We start from the raw sequence: 16,365 nt of genomic DNA, 5'->3' as shown, positions 1-16,365 counted from the left end.
CGAATCGGAAGGCTTCGGCGTGGACCGGCTGCGAGGATGGCTGGGTGAACACGCACCTCGATCTGCTGACCGGCGAGTCCGCCGCGGGGCTCCTCGACGCCGCCGTGGCGACGGCGGGCGGGGAGCTGGTCGACTGGCGGGTGCGGCAGGTGGACCACCGCCCCGGCTCGACGACGACGGTGGCGTACCGCGCGACGGTGCGCTGGAACGGCGTCGAACGCTCCGAGACGCTCGGTGCGAGCGTGGGCCGGGCCCGCGACGGGCGCAAGCCGGGCGTGGTCACGCTGTCCGACGGCGACGCGACGGTCGCCGTGTGGCGGTTCCCTGTCGACCCGGCGCTGCCGGCCCTGCCGCGCGCGTTCGACCCCGTCGCCGTCGAGGAGCTCCTGGCGGGGCTGGGCGTGGGCCCGCGGGAACGCGCGCACCCCGAGCTCAAGGTGCGTGCCTACCGGCCCACCCGGCGGGCCGTGCTGGAGGCCACGGCGGCGGCGTCCCACGTGTTCCTCAAGGTGCTGCGGCCGCGCAAGGTCGCGGACCTGCACCAGCGGCACGCGCTGCTGTCGCGGGCCGGGCTGCCGGTCCCGCGCCCGCTCGGCTGGTCCGACGACGGCCTGCTGGTGCTGTCCCCGCTGCACGGCACCGAGATGCGCACCGCCGTCCGCGACGGGGGCCGCATCCCGTCCCCGTCCGCGATCCTAGACCTGCTCGACCGGCTGCCCGCCGAGGTGCGCGACCTGCCGCGACGCCCGGCCTGGAGCGAGTCGGCGCAGCACTACGCGGGCGTGATCGGGGCGGCGCTGCCCGCCGAGGCCGGCCGGGCGAGCGACCTGGCCGGCGCGGTCGCCGCCCGCCTCGCGGAGCGCGGCGCGGGCGCCGACCCGACGCACGGTGACCTGTACGAGGCGCAGATCATGCTCACCGACGGGCGGGTCACCGGCCTGCTCGACGTCGACTCCGCGGGTCCCGGCCACCGCGCCGACGACCTGGCCTGCCTGGTGGCGCACATCGACGTGCTGTCGCTCGTGGGCGGGTCGGACCCCACGCACGTGGCCCGGGCGTCCCGGATGCGCCGGCTCGCGGCCGACTACGCGGCGGGGTTCGTGACGGCACCCGGCACCCGGGGCGCGGACCGCAGCGACCTCGCCGCCCGCGTCGCGGGCGTGCTGCTCTCCCTGGCCACCGGCCCGCACCGGGTCCAGGAGCGGCACTGGCAGGCGGCGACGTCGCGCCGCCTGGACGTCGTGGCGGCCTGGCTCGACGGGTCGCGCCTCGCGACCGCCGGCGTGGGCGGCGCATGAGCCTGCGCCGTCCGTCGGTCCGGGCCAAGGTCGTGGCCGTGGTCGTGGCGGTGACCGCCATCGGGCTCCTCGGGGCCGGCCTGCTCACCCACGCGATCCAGTCCCAGCAGATCATGGACGACATCTCCGAGGACTTCGACCAGGAGATCGGCGAGCTGCAGCGCCTCGCGGCCGACGGCGTGGACCCGGAGACGGGCGAGGACTTCCACGGCGCGGGACGGCTCATGAGCGTGGCCATGGAGCGCAACGTCCCCGGCTCCAACGAGATGTTCGTGAGCTACCTGGACGGCGCGCACCAGCAGTCCAACCCGCCCGCGGCGAGCCGGGTTGTCGTGGAGAGCGAGCTGGTCCAGGACGTCGTGGACGGGCTGACGCCGCAGTCGTCCACGACCGTCCAGCGCGAGATCGAGACGGAGATCGGCCGGGTGTGGTTCGTCGTCGTCCCGGTGACCGTGCCGGACCGGCAGGAGGTGGGCGCCTACGTCATGGCGTCCGCGCTGGACCAGTCGCTCGAGGCCGAGACCGCCGTGATGCGAACGTACGCGATCGTCTGCAGCGTGGCGCTGGTGCTGCTGGGCCTGTTCGCCTGGCTCGTGGTCAGCCGCCTGCTGCGCCCGTTGCGCCAGCTCAGCGCCACCGCGACCCGGGTGACCGAGACCGACCTGTCCCAGCGCGTGCCCGTCGCGACCGACGACGACCTCGGCGAGCTGGCCGGCGCCTTCAACACCATGCTCGACCGCCTGTCCACGGCCATCGAGACGCAGCGCCAGTTCCTGGACGACGCCGGGCACGAGCTCCGCACGCCGCTGACGGTGCTGCGCGGGCACCTGGAGGTGCTCGACCCGGACGACCCGGCGGACGTGCGCGAGACCCGGGACCTGCTGCTGGACGAGACCTCCCGGATGGGGCAGATCGTCGAGGAGCTGGTCCTGCTCGCCAAGGCGGAGCGGTCCGACTTCGTGGCCCCGGCCCCGGTGGACCTGGGCCGGTTCACGGACGACGTGCACGACAAGGCGCGGGCGCTGGGCGACCGCCGCTGGGTGGTGGACGCGCGCGCCGACGTCGAGGTCTCCGCCGACGCGCACCGGCTCACCCAGGCCGTGCTCCAGCTCGCGGACAACGCGGTCAAGTTCACCGGCGCCGACGACGAGGTGGGGATCGGCACGCAGGTGTTCGACGGCGCCTCCGGCCGCGTCGTCCGGCTCTGGGTGCGGGACACCGGGCCCGGTGTGCCGCCCGAGGAGGCGGACCGCATCTTCGACCGGTTCGCGCGGGGGAGCACGGCGGGCGGCGTCTCGGGCTCCGGCCTGGGCCTCGCGATCGTGCGGGCCATCGCGCAGGGGCACGCCGGGGACGTGGTGGTGGAACGCTCCGACGGGGGCGGCGCGCGGTTCGTGATGACCTGGCCCGTGGCCGGACCCGGGCAGGGCGAGCGACCGGCGGCACGAGGCGCGACGGAGGAGGAGGCGGCGTGAACCAGATCCTGATCGCGGAGGACGAGGAGCGCATCGCGCAGTTCGTGCGCAAGGGCCTCAAGGCGCACGGGTTCCAGCCCACGGTGGTGTCCGACGGCGCCTCGGCGCTCGGCCACGCCATGTCGGGCGGCTACGACCTGATGGTGCTGGACATCGGGCTGCCCGTGCTGGACGGGTTCACGGTCCTGCAGCGGCTGCGGGACGTCGGCTCGACGCTGCCCGTGGTCATCCTCACCGCGCGCGACTCGCTGTCGGACCGGGTGGCGGGCCTGGAGGGCGGGGCGGACGACTACATGTCCAAGCCGTTCGGGTTCGACGAGCTGCTCGCCCGGATCCGGCTGCGGCTGCGCAAGGCGGCGTACGACGCCGCGCCGTCGGACCGGCTGGAGCACGGGGGCGTCGGGCTGGACCTGCGCACGCGCACCGCGACCGTGGCGGGCCGGGAGGTGGAGCTGTCCGCGCGGGAGTTCGCGCTCGCGGAGGTGTTCCTCCAGCACCCGGGGCAGGTCATGTCGCGCGAACAGCTCCTGTCGCGCGTGTGGGGGTACGACTTCGACCCCGGGTCCAACGTGGTGGACGTGTACGTGCGGTACCTGCGCAGAAAGCTGGGCGCGGACCGGATCGAGACCGTGCGGGGCGCGGGCTACCGGTTCCGGGGATGACGCCCCGACGGCGCCGCGGCCGCCCGGACCACATGAGAGCTGTCTCATCCGGCTCTCCTCGTCGCCTCATCCTGGCGCAGCAGACTCGTCGTCAGCAGGCACCCGACGGGGGTGCCGGGAGACCCGGGAGGTCGGTCGCATGAACCCCTCGACCATGAAGAAGCGCTGGGCCGTCGTCGGGACGGCCGCCGTGATCGGCATCGCGGGCGCGAGCACGGCCGCCGCGCTCAACGACCCCGCCCCGCGGGCCGAGTCGACCGCCGCCGTCGCACTGTCCGGCGGGACCGCCCCCGCCGGCGGCACGGCCGCCGCGCCCGCCGACGACTCGCCGGAGTCCGCGGACTCGCCCAACGAGTCGGCGCGGGACACCCCGGGGTCCGCGCAGTCGGCGGACTCGCCGGGCGACGCGAACTACGACCCGTCGCCGGAGTCGGCGGACTCGCCGAACGAGTCGGCGCACGACACGGCGGGCTCCGCGCAGTCGGCGGACTCGCCGAACGACGCGAACTACCAGTCCCCGGCCGACAACACCCCGAACGACGACACCCCGGACGACCTGGACGACTGATCCGCGTTCGCCACGTGTCGGAACCTCAGGTCACCCCGGTGGCCTGAGGTTCCGACATGTCGGCAGATGTACGGAAGTAGTAACCCGACCCGCCTACACTGCGCGCGTGACCCGTATCCACCGTCGACCGCGGATCGCGATCTGCGGCATGGCGATCGAGTCCAGCACGTTCTCCCCGCACCGCTCGGGCTGGGAGGCGTTCACCCTGCTGCGCGGCAACGAGCTGGTTCGGCGGTACCCGTTCCTGCGGGACGGCACGGCCCTGCGCCGGGAGGCCGAGTGGGTGGGCATCCTGCGGGCCGGGGCGCTGCCGGGCGGCGCGGTCCCGGCGGACGTCTACGAGACGGTCCGCACCGAGATCGGCCTGGCGCTGGAGGCGCAGGGCCCGTTCGACGGGGTGCTGCTGGAGATCCACGGGGCCATGGCCGTGCTCGGGTACACCGACGCGGAGGCGGACCTCGCGCGGGCGGTGCGCGCCGCCGTCGGGCCGGACTGCCTGGTCTCCGCGTCCATGGACCTGCACGGCAACGTGTCCCGCGACCTGGCCGCGACCGTCGACCTCATCGCCTGCCACCGCACGGCGCCGCACGAGGACGAGGACGAGGCGCGCGAGCGCGCGGCCACCGACCTGCTGCGGCGCGCCGACGGCGCGGGGCGGCCGCGCAAGGCCTGGGTGCAGGTGCCCGTGCTGCTGCCGGGGGAGCGGACGAGCACCCGGCAGGAGCCCGCGAAGGGCCTCTACGAGGACGTCGCGCGGGTCGGGACGCTGGACGGCGTGCTGGACGCCTCGGTCTGGGTCGGCTACGCGTGGGCGGACGAGCCGCGCTGCCGGGCCGCCGTGGTGGTCATGGGCGACGACGACGCCGTCATCTCCCGGGAGGCCGAACGCCTGGCCCGCCGGTACTGGGACGCCCGCGCGGAGTTCGGCTTCGTGGCACCCGCCGGGTCCTACGAGGAGTGCCTGCGAGCGGTGCGGGCGAGCGACGCGCGGCCGTTCGTCCTGTCGGACACCGGCGACAACCCCATGGCCGGGGGCGCGGGCGACGTGACCTGGACCCTCGCGCGGCTCCTGGCGGAGCCCGCCTTCGCGACGCCGCCCGCCGACGGCGGCCGCAGCGCGATCTACGCCGCCCTGCCCGACGCCGACGCCGCCCGTACGGTGGCGGCCGCCGGGGTGGGCGCCACCGTCGAGGTGGCGGCCGGGGCGCGGGTCGACGACGGCCCGCACGGACCGGTCACGCTGCGGGGCGTCGTCGAGCACGTGCGCGCGGACGACCCGCTCGCCGGCATCGTGTGCGTCGTGGCGGTGGGCGGCCTGCGGGTGGTCCTGACCGAGCGCCGCAGGGCGTACCACCTGGAGTCGGACTTCACCGCGATCGGCCTGGACCCACGGGGCACCGACGTCGTGGTGGTGAAGATCGGCAACCTCGAGACCGAGCTCTACGAGATGGCCGAGGACTGGATGCTGATGCTCACGCCGGGCGGCGTGGACCAGGACCCGCGCCGGCTGCGCCACACCGGCCTGGGCGGGCCGGTGTGGCCCTTCGACGACGACGCCGCCTTCGGCGACGGCCCGGACCTCACCCCCGAGCTGCTCTGACCCTGCTCAGAGCGAGCCCTGGAAGTTGGCGCAGCCGCCGGCCGGGACGAACCCGAGCGCGATGTTGATCGCGAGCATGTGCGGGTTCTCCTCGTTGTTCCAGGTGTAGATCCGCTGCGCCTCCGGGCGCAGCCGGGCGTGCTCGCGCAGGTTCACGGCCTTGACGAGCATCCCCAGCCGGTGACCGCGGTGCGACCTGAGCACCACCGTCGCCTGCTGGTTGGTGTGCTCGGGCTGGAGGTCGTTCCACTGGAGCATGGTCATCGCGACCAGCTCGCCCGTGGCCACGTGCTCGGCCGCCGTCACCACGTACTGGTCGCCCTTGGCGGCGATCGCCGCCTCCTCGGTGCGGATCCGCTCCACGTCCCACACGTCCGACTCGACCTCCAGGCCGCCGCGCGGCTCGTCGTCGGACAGCGCCTGCTCCAGGGCCGCGTACTGCTCGATCCACTCCTCCGGCGTGGGTGCCGTCCAGGTGCGGACCCGGTACGCGTCGCCCGCCACGGCACGGGCCTCGGCCTCGAAGCGGGACACCGCCTCCGGCAGCACCGGCAGGTCGATCCGGGAGCGGCGCTCGATGAGCTGGAGCGTCAGGCCCAGCTTCTGCGCGAGCAGGACGCCCGGCAGGTCGGCGGCGACCTCGCCGCTGCCCGACGCCGGGGCCAGCGTCTCGCCCGCCGGCCGGTCCGGGCCGAAGTCGACGTACGTCATGAACGACGTCCGGCCCTCCGCCCGGGCCGTGTCGCGCGACCACTGCGCGAGGGCCGAGGCGATGCCCTGCCGCCGGTGCTCCGGATGCACCACGATGCCCCCGATCGCCAGCTCGGGATTGGCGCGGACCTGCAGGAACACCGTCGCCTCGCCCACCACCCGCGGGCCGGCGGGGGTGTCCACCACCGCGATCCGCCGCAGCTTGCGCACGTAGCTCTGGTTGTTCATCCCGACCAGGATCCCGATCGGCGTCGGGGCGGCGTCCGCGTTGCCGAGGTCGACGACCGCGGCCGCGGCGTGCAGCTCGGCGATGCCGCGGTACGCCCAGGCGTCGGCGTCGTCGAGCGAGGTCGCGTGCGGAGGGTCCATGAGCCGCCACGCCGACGTCGCCGGGGCGGGTGCTGCAGAGGATGTGGTCATGGACCCAGGGTGCTCCGGGCGGTCGAGGGGCGCACGGCTTTTATTCGGCCTGCTGCCGCTAGCGTGACCGCATGACGAAGAAGTCGCGCGCCCGGGCGCTCACCGTCGAGCAGAAGGCCCGGCTCCTGTCCGGGGCCTCGTTCTGGTCCACGGCCGAGGCGCCCGGCGTCCCGCCGGTCTACCTTGCCGACGGGCCGCACGGCGTGCGCCGGCTCGCCCCCGACGTCGGCGACATCGAGGGCGCGGTCCCGGCCACGTGCTTCCCGCCCGCGGTGGCGCTGGGCAGCACCTTCGACGTCGGCCTCGTGGCGCGGGTCGGGGCGGCCGTTGCCGCCGAGGCGCGGGCGCGCGACGTCGACGTGGTGCTCGGCCCCGGCATCAACATCAAGCGCAGCCCGCTGTGCGGGCGCAACTTCGAGTACGTCTCGGAGGACCCGCTGCTCGCCGGCGAGATCGGCGCGGCCCTGGTCACCGGGATCCAGGGCGGCGGCGTGGCCGCGTGCGTCAAGCACTTCGCCGCGAACAACCAGGAGACCGAGCGCATGCGCGTCTCCGCCGACGTCGACGAGCGCACCCTGCGCGAGATCTACCTGCGCGCCTTCCAGCGCGTGGTGACGCGGGCGCGGCCCGCGACGCTCATGTCGTCCTACAACCGCGTCAACGGCACGCACACCGGCGAGGACCGCCGGCTCACCACCGACGTGCTGCGCGGCGAGTGGGGTTTCGAGGGCCTGGTCATGTCCGACTGGGGTGCCGTCCACGACCGCCTCGCCGGCATCCGCGCGGGCCTCGACCTGGAGATGCCCGGCGCCGGCGAGGCCCGGGTCGCGGAGATCGTCGCCGCCGTCCGGTCCGGCGTGCTCGACCCGGCGGACGTCGACCGCTCGGCCGCCCGGGTCGTCGCCCTGGCGCTCGCGGCCCGGGCCGCGCGGGCGCCGGCCGAGGACGGGACGGACGCCGCGCCCGCGCCCGGAGCACTCCTCGCGGAGCGGGGCGACGACCCCGAGGCCTGGCACGACGCCGCGCACCACGCGCTGGCCCGCGAGGCCGCGAGCCGCGCGATCGTGCTGCTCAAGAACGACGGCGGCCTGCTGCCGCTCGCCCCGCGCACGCGCCTGGCCGTGATCGGCGAGCTCGCGCGGACCCCGCGGTTCCAGGGCGCGGGCTCCTCCCAGATCGTCCCGACCCACGTGGACGACGCCCTCGCGGCGATCCGGGACTCCGCGACCGACGTCGTGTTCGCGCCGGGGTACGGGCTGGGGGCGGGCTCGGCGGGCGGGGCGCTCGCGGACGAGTCGCGCACGGATGGGGCGCTCGCCGCCGAGGCCGCCGCCGCGGCCCGGGATGCCGGCGTGGTGCTGTTCTTCGCGGGTCTGCCGCAGTCGGCCGAGGCCGAGGGTCGCGACCGCGAGCACATCGAGCTCCCGGCCGACCAGCTCAATGTGCTGGACCAGGTGCTGGCGGTCAACCCGCGGGTGGTCGTGGTGCTCTCCAACGGCTCGGTGGTGCGGCTGTCCGGCTCCGCGGACCGGGTGCCCGCGATCGTCGAGGGCTGGCTGCTGGGCCAGGCGGGCGGCGGGGCGCTCGCCGACGTCCTGTTCGGCCGGGTCAACCCGTCGGGCCGGCTGGCCGAGACGGTCCCGCTGCGCCTCGAGGACACCCCCGCGTGGACCGGCTTTCCCGGGACCGGGCTGCACGTCACCTACGGCGAGGGCATCTTCGTGGGCTACCGCTGGTACGACGCGCGGGACCTGGCCGTGCAGTACCCGTTCGGCCACGGGCTCTCGTACACGACGTTCGCCTACGCGGACCTGACGGTCGCTCCCGGGCCGGCCGACGGCGTCGTCGGCCTCACCGCGAGACTGACCGTCACCAACACCGGCGGCGTGGCCGGGCGCGAGGTGGTGCAGTGCTACGTGTCCGAGCCGGGATCAGCGGTGCCGCGGGCCCCGCGCGCGCTGGCCACGTTCGCCGTCGTCGACCTGGCGCCGGGGGAGTCCCGGGAGGTCGAGCTGGTCGTGGACCGTTCCGACCTCGCGTTCTGGGACGTGCGCGCCGACCGGTGGCACGTGGAGGGCGGCGCCTACCGCGTCGAGGTGGGCGCGTCGAGCCGCGACCTGCGTGTCGCGGCCGAGGTCGAGGTGCCCGGGGACGCCGTCGCGACGTTGCTGACCGCGGGGTCCTCGGTGGGCGAGGCGATGGCGCACCCCGTCGTCGGCCCCACGGTCACCGCGCTGCTCAGGGCGGCGGGCCTGTCGGACGACGTCATGATCATGACGCAGGCCATGCCCCTGGAACGGCTCCCGTACCAGCCGGGATCGGGCGTGACCCACCGACGGCTCCGCCATCTGCTCGGGATCGCGAACGGCACGGGCGGCCCCCTCACCCGCGCGGCGGAGAGGCTCCTGACCTTGCCGTCCCGCCGCGGCCCGTCCCGGCACCGTTGAGCGCCGCTCGCGCTATCGGACGCGTTGCGATCGCTGGCGACGTGCACGAGATGTAGCGTCCGATGTGCAGGATCTGGAGCGTAGATGGTGCGAGATCTGTAGCCCAGGACTCGCACGTTCGAGACGGTCAGACGCGCTTCTGGAGGGCCGCCTCCGCGCCCGAGGGGCGGAAACCCAGGGCCACGTTGATGTTCAGCATGTGCGCGTTCTCCTCCGCGTTGAACGTGTGGACCCGCTCCGTGGCCGGGTACCGGGCGGCCAGCTCGCGCAGGTTCACGGCCTTGACGAGCATCCCGAGCCGGTGCCCGCGGTGGGTCTTGAGCGCGATCGTCTCCTCCTGGAACACGTACGCCGGCTTGCCGTCCTGCAGCAGGAACGAGGTGCCGCCCGCGACCTCGCCGGACGGGACGTGCTCCACCAGCGTGGTCAGCAGGCGCTGGCCGCCGCTCTCGCGCTCCTCGAGGTAGACGCGTACGCGCTCGGCGTCCCAGGTCTCCTCGCCGAAGTCGAGCTCACCCTGCGGCACGTCCGTGGACATCCGGGTCATGAGCTGGGCGTACCCCTCGTGCCACTCCTCGGGGATGCCCTCCCACGTGTGCGTCACGTAGTCCGGGCCGGCCTTTGCGCGCGCCTCCGCCTCGAACGTCGCCAGCGCTGCCGGGTCCACCGGTAGGTCGAGCCGCGACATGCGCTCCACCTGCTCCAGGGTGTACCCGCGGCCGAGCGCGAAGCGCACACCGGCCGCGTCGGACGGCAGCCGCCCGGCGCCGGTGGCCGGCACGAGCGCGTCCTCGCCGTCGGCCGCCTCCCGGGCCGAGAGCGACCAGCTGAAGAACGTGGTCCGGCCCGCGTCGGTCGCCACCCGTTCCGCCTGTTCCGCCAGGGCGCTGCCGATGCCGCGGCGCCGGTGGTCCGGGTGGACGCCCAGGTAGAGGTCGGCGGTGTGCGTGTTGTGGTCGCGCGTCATCGACGCGTACCCGTACCCGACGACATCGTCGGCGGTCGGCGCGGCGCCGTCCGTCCGGTCCAGGACGGCGACGAAGCACCGCTTCTCGGAGTACTCCTGGTGCAGCATGCTGCTGACGAGCTGCTGCTCGGTGCGGGCGAGGTCGTCGTACCCGAGGTTCGCGGTCTCGACGGCGCGGTCCACGGCAGCCATGCCGTGGTACGCCCAGGCGTCGGGGTGGTCGGTCGCGGGTGCTGCCGGCACCTCGACGATGCGCCACGTCGTCGGCTCGGGCGCGAAGCCGGTCGGGGAGGTCATACGACCAGGGTGCCCCGCCCTCCGCCGGGCGGCGAGGGATTATCTGCGGCGGGCGGGGCCCCGGGTCAGGCGGCGACGGAGATGGCCTGCCCGACGGCGGTCCGGTCGGTCAGGGCGTCGCGCATCGCCAGGGCCAGGTCGGGGCGGGCGATGGTCCAGGCCCACCGCACGTTGCCGTCCCGCCGGGCCTGGTAGCGGCCGGTGCCCCGGCGGTCCTGGAGGCGCGGCGGTCGCATGATCGTCCAGTCCACATGACTGGCCCGGATCACCTGCTCCATCGCCTCCAGGTCGGCGTTCGCCACGGCCAGCGCCCGCTTGAGGATCGGCTTGGCGACCCAGCGGGAGAGCGGGTCGTCGCCGTCGACCAGCCAGCCGCTCGCGCTGATCGCGACCAGCCGGCGCACGCCCGCGCGGTCCATGGCGGTGATGACCGCCGTGATCCCGTCGCGCAGGACGTGCGGCGACTCGCCGGGCACCGGACCCAGGCAGCTCGCCACGGCGTCGACCCCCTCGAACGCGGCGGCGAGGGCCGTGACGTCCGTGGCCTCGGCGACCCGGACGGGCGGTCCGGGCTCGCCGGCCAGCCGGGCCGGGTCGCGCACGACGGCGACGACGTCGTGGCCGGCCTCCGTCAGGGTTCTCACGAGCTCGCGGCCGGTGCGGCCGCTCGCTCCGACGACTGCGATCTGCATGGCATCTCCTCAGGTCCAGGGTGGTGTTCGACAGGGGGTGAGTGAATACTTACTAACACCGTGCCACGGGGTCGGGCCGCAGGTCAAGGGAGCAGGGAGAATGTCTGGCATGAGCACACGGGAGCGGATCCTCGACGCGGCGGCGCGCGTGATGCGCGAGCAAGGCGTGGCGCACGCGACGACCAAGGAGATCGCGCGGGCGGCCGGCTGCTCGGAGGCGCTGCTGTACCGCCACTTCGACGACAAGCAGGGACTGTTCATGGCGGTGCTGCAGGAGCGCCTGCCGCGCTTCGCCCTGCCCGACGACGTCGTGGGCACCTCGACCGTGGAGGCCAACCTCGTGCGGTTCGTCTCGGGGCTGCTCGACTTCTACGTCGGCAGCTTTCCGATCTCGGCCTCGATCTTCTCCAGCAGCGTGCTCCTGGCCCGCCACCGCGAGTCCATCGCGGCGAAGGGGGCGGGCCCGCAGACGCCCCAGCTCCGCCTGCAGGCCTACCTGGAGGCGGAGCGTGACGCCGGCCGGGTGCGCGCGGACGCCGACGTCGAGGCAGTCGCCCGCCTGCTCGTGGGCGCGGCGCTGTACCAGGCGTTCCTGGCGACGTTCTGGGGCGAGGACGACCGCGGCATCACCGGCGAAGGCGGCGTCGACCAGCCCGGCCTGGCCGGGCGCCTCGTGGTGCCGGTCCTGCCGGCGCTGCTGGTGGGCTAGGCCGGCGGGGGAGCCGTGCTCGACCGCTGCACCAGCCGCGTGGGCAGGCGGGTGTGGTGGCCGGCCGACGGGCCGGACTCGAGCATCGCGATGACCATGCGGAGCGCCTCGGCGCCCATCTCGTGCAGCGACTGCGCCACCGTCGTCAGGGGCGGCGTCGCCCCCGCGGCCTCGGGGACGTCGTCGAACCCGATGACGGACAGGTCCTCCGGGACGCGCAGGCCCAGTTCCTGGGCCACCTGGAGGACGTGGATCGCGGACAGGTCGTTCGCGGCGAAGACCGCGGTGGGCCGGTCGGCGCGCTCGAGCAGGTCGTGCGTGGGCCGGTCGGACCGGTCCGGGCGGTACCCGCCCTCCAGCACCAGGCTCGGGTCCGGGGTGAGGCCCGCCGCCTCCATCGCCTCGAAGAAGCCGAGCTCGCGCAGGCGGGCCGACTCCAGGTCGGCGCGTCCGCCCAGGTAGCCGATGCGCGTGTGGCCCAGGCTGATCAGGTGCTCGGTGGCGGTGCGGGCGCCGCCCAGGTTGTCGGAGTCGACGGTGGCCGGTCCCGTGGGGCCGGTGTGCGGGTCGATCGCGACGATGGGCACGCCGTCGTGCTGCGGGAGCGCGAGCGTGGGCGTCACGATGACCACGCCGTCGATCAGGGTGCCCGCGAGGCGGGACAGGGAGCGGCGCTCCCAGCCCACGTGGTCCGAGCGGCCGGCGTCGCCGCAGTAGGCGAGGAGCTCGTAGCCCGTGCCCGCGATCGCGGCGGAGATGCCCTTGAGGAGCTCGGTGCTGAACGGCTCGAACTCGGCCACGAGCACGCCGATCACGTTGGTCTGCCGGCGGCGCAGGCTGCGCGCGACCAGGGACGACTCGTACCCGAGGTCGGCCACGACGGCGAGCACGCGCTCGGCGGTGGCGGCGGCCACGCCGTACCGGCCGTTGACGACCTTCGACACGGTGGCGACCGAGACCCCGGCGACGCGGGCGACGTCGGTGATGGTGGCGCGGCCGGTCGCGCGCTCCTCGGTGGCGGACGGTCCGAAGGTCTCGGAGTCGTCCGTCACGCCGTCACCCGGTCCGGCGGTGGACCCGGGTGAGCCTGTCCCACTGTGCACGGAAGAGACAGTACATCCGGGCGCAGTGCCGTGTGCGACGGAGCCATTCGTTTCGAAATCGATATCGAAACCGTTTGACGAAACCATGACCCGACTGCCAGTCTCCTTGGTGACGGGCTCCGGAGTCCGTCGAACCGGCAGGCTCCTGCCGACCGTCGATGACGACTTCAAGGGGTTCCACAATGATGAGGAAGACGCGGGCCTCGGGCATTCTCGCCCTGAGCGCCACCGTTGCCTTGCTGGCCACGGCTTGTTCCGGCGGCGGCAGCAACGAGGGAGGGTCGGACGGCGACGTCACGATGACCTTCTGGCACAACTCGACCACCGGCGCCGGCAAGGCGTACTGGGAAGACACCGTCGCGGCCTTCGAGGAGGCCAACCCGGGCGTCACGATCAACGTCCAGGCCGTCCAGAACGAGGAGATGGACGGCAAGCTGCAGACCGCCCTGAACTCGGGCGACGCACCGGACATCTTCATGGCCCGCGGTGGCGGCAAGCTCGCCGATGTCGTCGAGGCCGGCCAGGTCATGGACCTCAGCGACTCGATCGACGACGCCACGATGACCGCCGTCGGAGACGCCGGCTTCAGCGCGTTCACCGTTGACGGTGCGATCTACGGCATGCCGACGGCCATCCTGCCGGGCGGCATCTACTACAGCCAGGACCTCTTCGACGAGGCGGGCGTCTCCGGCACGCCCACCACCGTGGAGGAGCTCGACGCCGCGGTGTCCGACCTCAAGGCGGCCGACATCGCCCCCATCGCGCTCGGTGCCAAGGATGCGTGGCCCGCCGCGCACTGGTACTACTTCTTCGCGCTGCGCGAGTGCTCGCAGGAGACCCTGGAGTCCGCCGCCGCTTCCCGGAGCTTCGACGACGAGTGCTGGCTGCGGGCCGGCGAGGACCTCCAGGCCCTGGCCAACACCGAGCCGTTCAACGACGGCTACCTCACCACGTCCGCACAGCAGGGCGCCGGCTCCTCGGCCGGCCTGATCGCGAACCACAAGGCCGCCATGGAGCTCATGGGTGCGTGGGACCCGGGCGTGATCGCGTCGCTGACCCCGGACCAGAAGCCGCTGGCCGACCTCGGCTGGTTCCCGTTCCCGGCCACCGACGGTGGCGACGGCGACCCGGCCGCGTTCATGGGCGGAGTCGACGGCTACTCCTGCTTCGTCGAGGCCCCGCCCGAGTGCGCGGAGTTCCTGAACTTCTTCATGCAGAAGGAGTACCAGGAGGGGTATGCCGAGGCATTCGTGACCCTGCCCGCGAGCAAGGACGCCCAGGGCGTCGTGACGGACCCCGCCCTGAAGTCCGTGCTGGAGGCGTACAACAAGGCGCCGTACGTGTCCGTCTGGCTGGACACCCTGTACGGCCAGAACGTGGGTAACGCGCTCAACGCGGGCGTCGTCGACATGCTCGCCGGCAACGGCAACCCGCAGAGCATCGTCGACGCGGTGAACGCCGCGGCCGCGATGGAGTAACGGATCCGATGACTCACTCCCTGGGCGAGAACTCAGCGACGACCGTGACCACCTCGCCCGAGGGGCACTCGGCGGCCGGGGGCGACGTGACGTCGTCCCCGGCCCGCCGGCCGAGGCGGGGCGCGCGGATGGACTGGCGCAAGACCTTCGAGATCACCGTGCTCTCGGGCCCCGCGATCGCCGTGTTCGTGGCGTTCGTGATTCTTCCCGTCGTGCTGGCCGCGTACTACGGCTTCTTCAAGTGGAAGGGTTACGGGCCGCCGACGGAGTTCGTCGGGCTCGACAACTACCTCATCATCTTCCGGGACACCGCCTTCCACGAGGCGCTCATGCACAACGGCTTCATCGTCGTGCTGTCCCTCGTGCTGCAGGGGCCGGCCGCGGTCGCGCTCGCGCTGCTGCTGAACCAGAAGATCCGCGGACGGTCGATCATCCGCGTGCTGATCTTCGTGCCCTACGTGATCTCGGAGGTCATCGTGGGCACCGGCTGGAGCCTCATGCTGCAGACCTCCGGTGCGGTGAACGACCTGCTCGAAAAGATGGGCCTTGGCTTCCTGGCCGCCGACTGGCTGTCCGATCCCAGTATCGCCATCTGGTCGCTGATGCTCATCATCACCTGGAAGTACATCGGCTTCGCCGTGATCCTGTTCCTCGCGGGGCTGCAGAGCATCCCGGAGGAGCTCTCGGAGGCGGCGGCGATCGACGGTGCCTCCTACTGGCAGATCCAGCGCACGATCACTCTCCCGCTGCTGGGGCCGACCATCCGGATCTGGGCGTTCCTGTCCATCATCGGCTCGCTCCAGCTCTTCGACCTCGTCTACATCATCTGGGGCCAGTACGTCTCGGCCACCGCCGGTACGTCGACGATGGCGACCTACATGGTTCTCAACGGGCGGCTCGCCGGGAACTACGGCTACGGCAACGCCGTCGCCGTGGTGCTGTTCCTGGTCTCCCTCGTCGTCGCCCTCGTCTACCAGCGCTACGTGCTGCGCCGGGACACGGCGGGTGCGCTCACGGAAGGAAAGAAGTGATGGCGTCGCTGCTCGAAGCTCCCACGACCGGGCCCCAGCTGCGGCGGACGCCGAAAGTGGCCTGGGGCAGCCCGATGACCTACGTCATCGCGTTCTTCTTCGTCGGTGTGTGCATCGCCCCGGTGCTCTACATCAGCACCGGCGGATTCCGGACGAACGCGCAGATCACCGCCGACCCGTCCGGGCTGCCGAGCCCGTGGGTCGTCGAGAACTACATCGAGGTGCTGGTCAGCGAGGTCTTCTGGCGTCAGGTCGGCAACTCGGTGGTCGCGGGCGTGCTGACCACTGCCGGCGTGGTCGCGCTCGGGCTCATGGTGAGCTTCGTGCTGGCGCGGTACGACTTCAAGCTGAACGGCGCGATGTACGCGCTGTTCGCGGCCGGCCTCATGTTCCCGATGACGGTGGCGATCACCCCGCTCTACATCCTGATCCGCGACCTCGGCCTCATGAACTCGATGGGCGGCATCGTGCTGCCGCAGATCGCGTTCGCCCTGCCGACCACGGTCATCATCCTGGTGCCGTTCCTGCGCGCCATCCCCCAGGAGATCGAGGAGGCCGCCGCGATCGACGGCGCGAGCCGGCTCGGCTTCTTCTTCCGCATGGTGGTCCCGCTGTCGCTCCCAGGTGTCATCACGACCGGCATCCTGGCGTTCGTCGCTTCCTGGAACTCGTACCTGCTGCCGCTGTTCATCCTGAACGACGAGCTGTCGTACACCCTGCCGCTCGGCGTCCAGGCGTTCGCGTCGCAGTACTCGGTCGACACCGCGCGGGTGCTCGCGTTCACGTCGCTGTCCATGATCCCCGCGCTGATCTTCTTCTCGCTCTTCGAGCGGCGCATCGTCGGCGGCCTGACGGGCGCGGTCAAGGGTTGACCCGGTCATCCGGCACTCGCACCACCAAGTAGGCC

Annotated in this window: 14 protein-coding genes; 10 read left to right on the top strand and 4 right to left on the bottom strand. The window is 73.2% G+C overall.

Features of this window, described 5'->3' with window-relative positions:
* Window positions 1–44 precede the first annotated feature (44 nt).
* From ACIPN7_RS27765 to ACIPN7_RS27745, 5 genes are all read left to right on the top strand, one after another.
* Complete coding sequence (locus tag ACIPN7_RS27765) at window positions 45–1,298, top strand: phosphotransferase (protein ID WP_400550087.1); 1,254 nt, start codon at window positions 45–47, stop codon at window positions 1,296–1,298.
* Window positions 1,295–2,773, top strand: a complete 1,479-nt coding sequence (locus tag ACIPN7_RS27760) for a sensor histidine kinase (RefSeq protein ID WP_400550085.1) — start codon at window positions 1,295–1,297, stop codon at window positions 2,771–2,773. The genes ACIPN7_RS27765 and ACIPN7_RS27760 overlap by 4 nt, the downstream gene beginning before the upstream one ends.
* Window positions 2,770–3,435: a response regulator transcription factor gene (locus tag ACIPN7_RS27755; protein ID WP_400550083.1), complete on the top strand. Its 666-nt coding sequence runs from the start codon at window positions 2,770–2,772 to the stop codon at window positions 3,433–3,435. Before ACIPN7_RS27760 ends, ACIPN7_RS27755 begins: the two co-directional genes overlap by 4 nt.
* Window positions 3,436–3,574: 139 nt before the next feature.
* Window positions 3,575–4,003, top strand: coding sequence for a hypothetical protein (locus ACIPN7_RS27750; protein WP_400550081.1), 429 nt, complete (start codon window positions 3,575–3,577; stop codon window positions 4,001–4,003).
* 106 nt (window positions 4,004–4,109) lie between these two features.
* Window positions 4,110–5,603: a M81 family metallopeptidase gene (locus ACIPN7_RS27745; protein ID WP_400550079.1), complete on the top strand. Its 1,494-nt coding sequence runs from the start codon at window positions 4,110–4,112 to the stop codon at window positions 5,601–5,603.
* Window positions 5,604–5,609: 6 nt separating this feature from the next.
* On the opposite strand, the gene ACIPN7_RS27740 is transcribed toward ACIPN7_RS27745, so the two are convergent.
* Complete coding sequence (locus tag ACIPN7_RS27740; protein WP_400550077.1) at window positions 5,610–6,734, bottom strand: GNAT family N-acetyltransferase; 1,125 nt, start codon at window positions 6,732–6,734, stop codon at window positions 5,610–5,612.
* A gap of 71 nt (window positions 6,735–6,805) precedes the next feature.
* On the opposite strand from ACIPN7_RS27740, the gene ACIPN7_RS27735 reads away from it, so the two are divergent.
* A complete protein-coding gene (locus ACIPN7_RS27735; RefSeq protein WP_400550075.1) occupies window positions 6,806–9,181 on the top strand; it encodes a glycoside hydrolase family 3 C-terminal domain-containing protein in 2,376 nt (791 codons plus the stop codon).
* A 127-nt stretch (window positions 9,182–9,308) separates the two neighbouring features.
* On the opposite strand, the gene ACIPN7_RS27730 is transcribed toward ACIPN7_RS27735, so the two are convergent.
* Complete coding sequence (locus ACIPN7_RS27730; protein ID WP_400550073.1) at window positions 9,309–10,445, bottom strand: GNAT family N-acetyltransferase; 1,137 nt, start codon at window positions 10,443–10,445, stop codon at window positions 9,309–9,311.
* A 65-nt stretch (window positions 10,446–10,510) separates the two neighbouring features.
* Window positions 10,511–11,137 (bottom strand): NAD(P)-dependent oxidoreductase, encoded by a 627-nt coding sequence (locus ACIPN7_RS27725; RefSeq protein WP_400550071.1) that lies wholly within the window; start codon window positions 11,135–11,137, stop codon window positions 10,511–10,513.
* A 109-nt stretch (window positions 11,138–11,246) separates the two neighbouring features.
* Between ACIPN7_RS27725 and ACIPN7_RS27720 the strand changes: the two genes are divergently transcribed.
* On the top strand, window positions 11,247–11,846 hold the full coding sequence (locus tag ACIPN7_RS27720) for a TetR/AcrR family transcriptional regulator (RefSeq protein WP_400550069.1): 600 nt from the start codon (window positions 11,247–11,249) through the stop codon (window positions 11,844–11,846).
* On the opposite strand, the gene ACIPN7_RS27715 is transcribed toward ACIPN7_RS27720, so the two are convergent.
* Window positions 11,843–12,949: a LacI family DNA-binding transcriptional regulator gene (locus tag ACIPN7_RS27715; protein WP_400550067.1), complete on the bottom strand. Its 1,107-nt coding sequence runs from the start codon at window positions 12,947–12,949 to the stop codon at window positions 11,843–11,845. The two genes, ACIPN7_RS27720 and ACIPN7_RS27715, sit on opposite strands and share 4 nt — an antisense overlap.
* Before the next feature lie 182 nt (window positions 12,950–13,131).
* On the opposite strand from ACIPN7_RS27715, the gene ACIPN7_RS27710 reads away from it, so the two are divergent.
* From ACIPN7_RS27710 to ACIPN7_RS27700, 3 genes are read left to right on the top strand one after another with little or no spacing between them, the layout of a single operon-like run.
* Window positions 13,132–14,427, top strand: coding sequence for an ABC transporter substrate-binding protein (locus ACIPN7_RS27710; protein WP_400550065.1), 1,296 nt, complete (start codon window positions 13,132–13,134; stop codon window positions 14,425–14,427).
* Between the two features lie 8 nt (window positions 14,428–14,435).
* Window positions 14,436–15,458, top strand: a complete 1,023-nt coding sequence (locus tag ACIPN7_RS27705) for a carbohydrate ABC transporter permease (protein WP_400550062.1) — start codon at window positions 14,436–14,438, stop codon at window positions 15,456–15,458.
* Complete coding sequence (locus tag ACIPN7_RS27700; protein WP_400550060.1) at window positions 15,458–16,330, top strand: carbohydrate ABC transporter permease; 873 nt, start codon at window positions 15,458–15,460, stop codon at window positions 16,328–16,330. Before ACIPN7_RS27705 ends, ACIPN7_RS27700 begins: the two co-directional genes overlap by 1 nt.
* The last annotated feature ends 35 nt before the right edge of the window (window positions 16,331–16,365 follow it).

Origin of the sequence: Promicromonospora sp. NPDC090134 (assembly GCF_044746965.1) — a bacterium.
In the GTDB taxonomy this organism is placed as follows: domain Bacteria; phylum Actinomycetota; class Actinomycetes; order Actinomycetales; family Cellulomonadaceae; genus Promicromonospora.
This window is presented reverse-complemented; position numbering and strand designations above follow the sequence as displayed.

Excerpts from the sequence above, each read along its gene's own strand:
- ACIPN7_RS27720 (WP_400550069.1), top strand. The coding sequence starts at position 11,247 with ATGAGCACACGGGAGCGGATCCTCGACGCGGCGGCGCGCGTGATGCGC.
- ACIPN7_RS27700 (WP_400550060.1), top strand. The coding sequence starts at position 15,458 with ATGGCGTCGCTGCTCGAAGCTCCCACGACCGGGCCCCAGCTGCGGCGG.
- ACIPN7_RS27735 (WP_400550075.1), top strand. The coding sequence starts at position 6,806 with ATGACGAAGAAGTCGCGCGCCCGGGCGCTCACCGTCGAGCAGAAGGCC.
- ACIPN7_RS27760 (WP_400550085.1), top strand. The coding sequence starts at position 1,295 with ATGAGCCTGCGCCGTCCGTCGGTCCGGGCCAAGGTCGTGGCCGTGGTC.
- ACIPN7_RS27725 (WP_400550071.1), bottom strand. The coding sequence starts at position 11,137 with ATGCAGATCGCAGTCGTCGGAGCGAGCGGCCGCACCGGCCGCGAGCTC.
- ACIPN7_RS27750 (WP_400550081.1), top strand. The coding sequence starts at position 3,575 with ATGAACCCCTCGACCATGAAGAAGCGCTGGGCCGTCGTCGGGACGGCC.
- ACIPN7_RS27730 (WP_400550073.1), bottom strand. The coding sequence starts at position 10,445 with ATGACCTCCCCGACCGGCTTCGCGCCCGAGCCGACGACGTGGCGCATC.
- ACIPN7_RS27710 (WP_400550065.1), top strand. The coding sequence starts at position 13,132 with ATGATGAGGAAGACGCGGGCCTCGGGCATTCTCGCCCTGAGCGCCACC.
- ACIPN7_RS27705 (WP_400550062.1), top strand. The coding sequence starts at position 14,436 with ATGACTCACTCCCTGGGCGAGAACTCAGCGACGACCGTGACCACCTCG.
- ACIPN7_RS27740 (WP_400550077.1), bottom strand. The coding sequence starts at position 6,734 with ATGACCACATCCTCTGCAGCACCCGCCCCGGCGACGTCGGCGTGGCGG.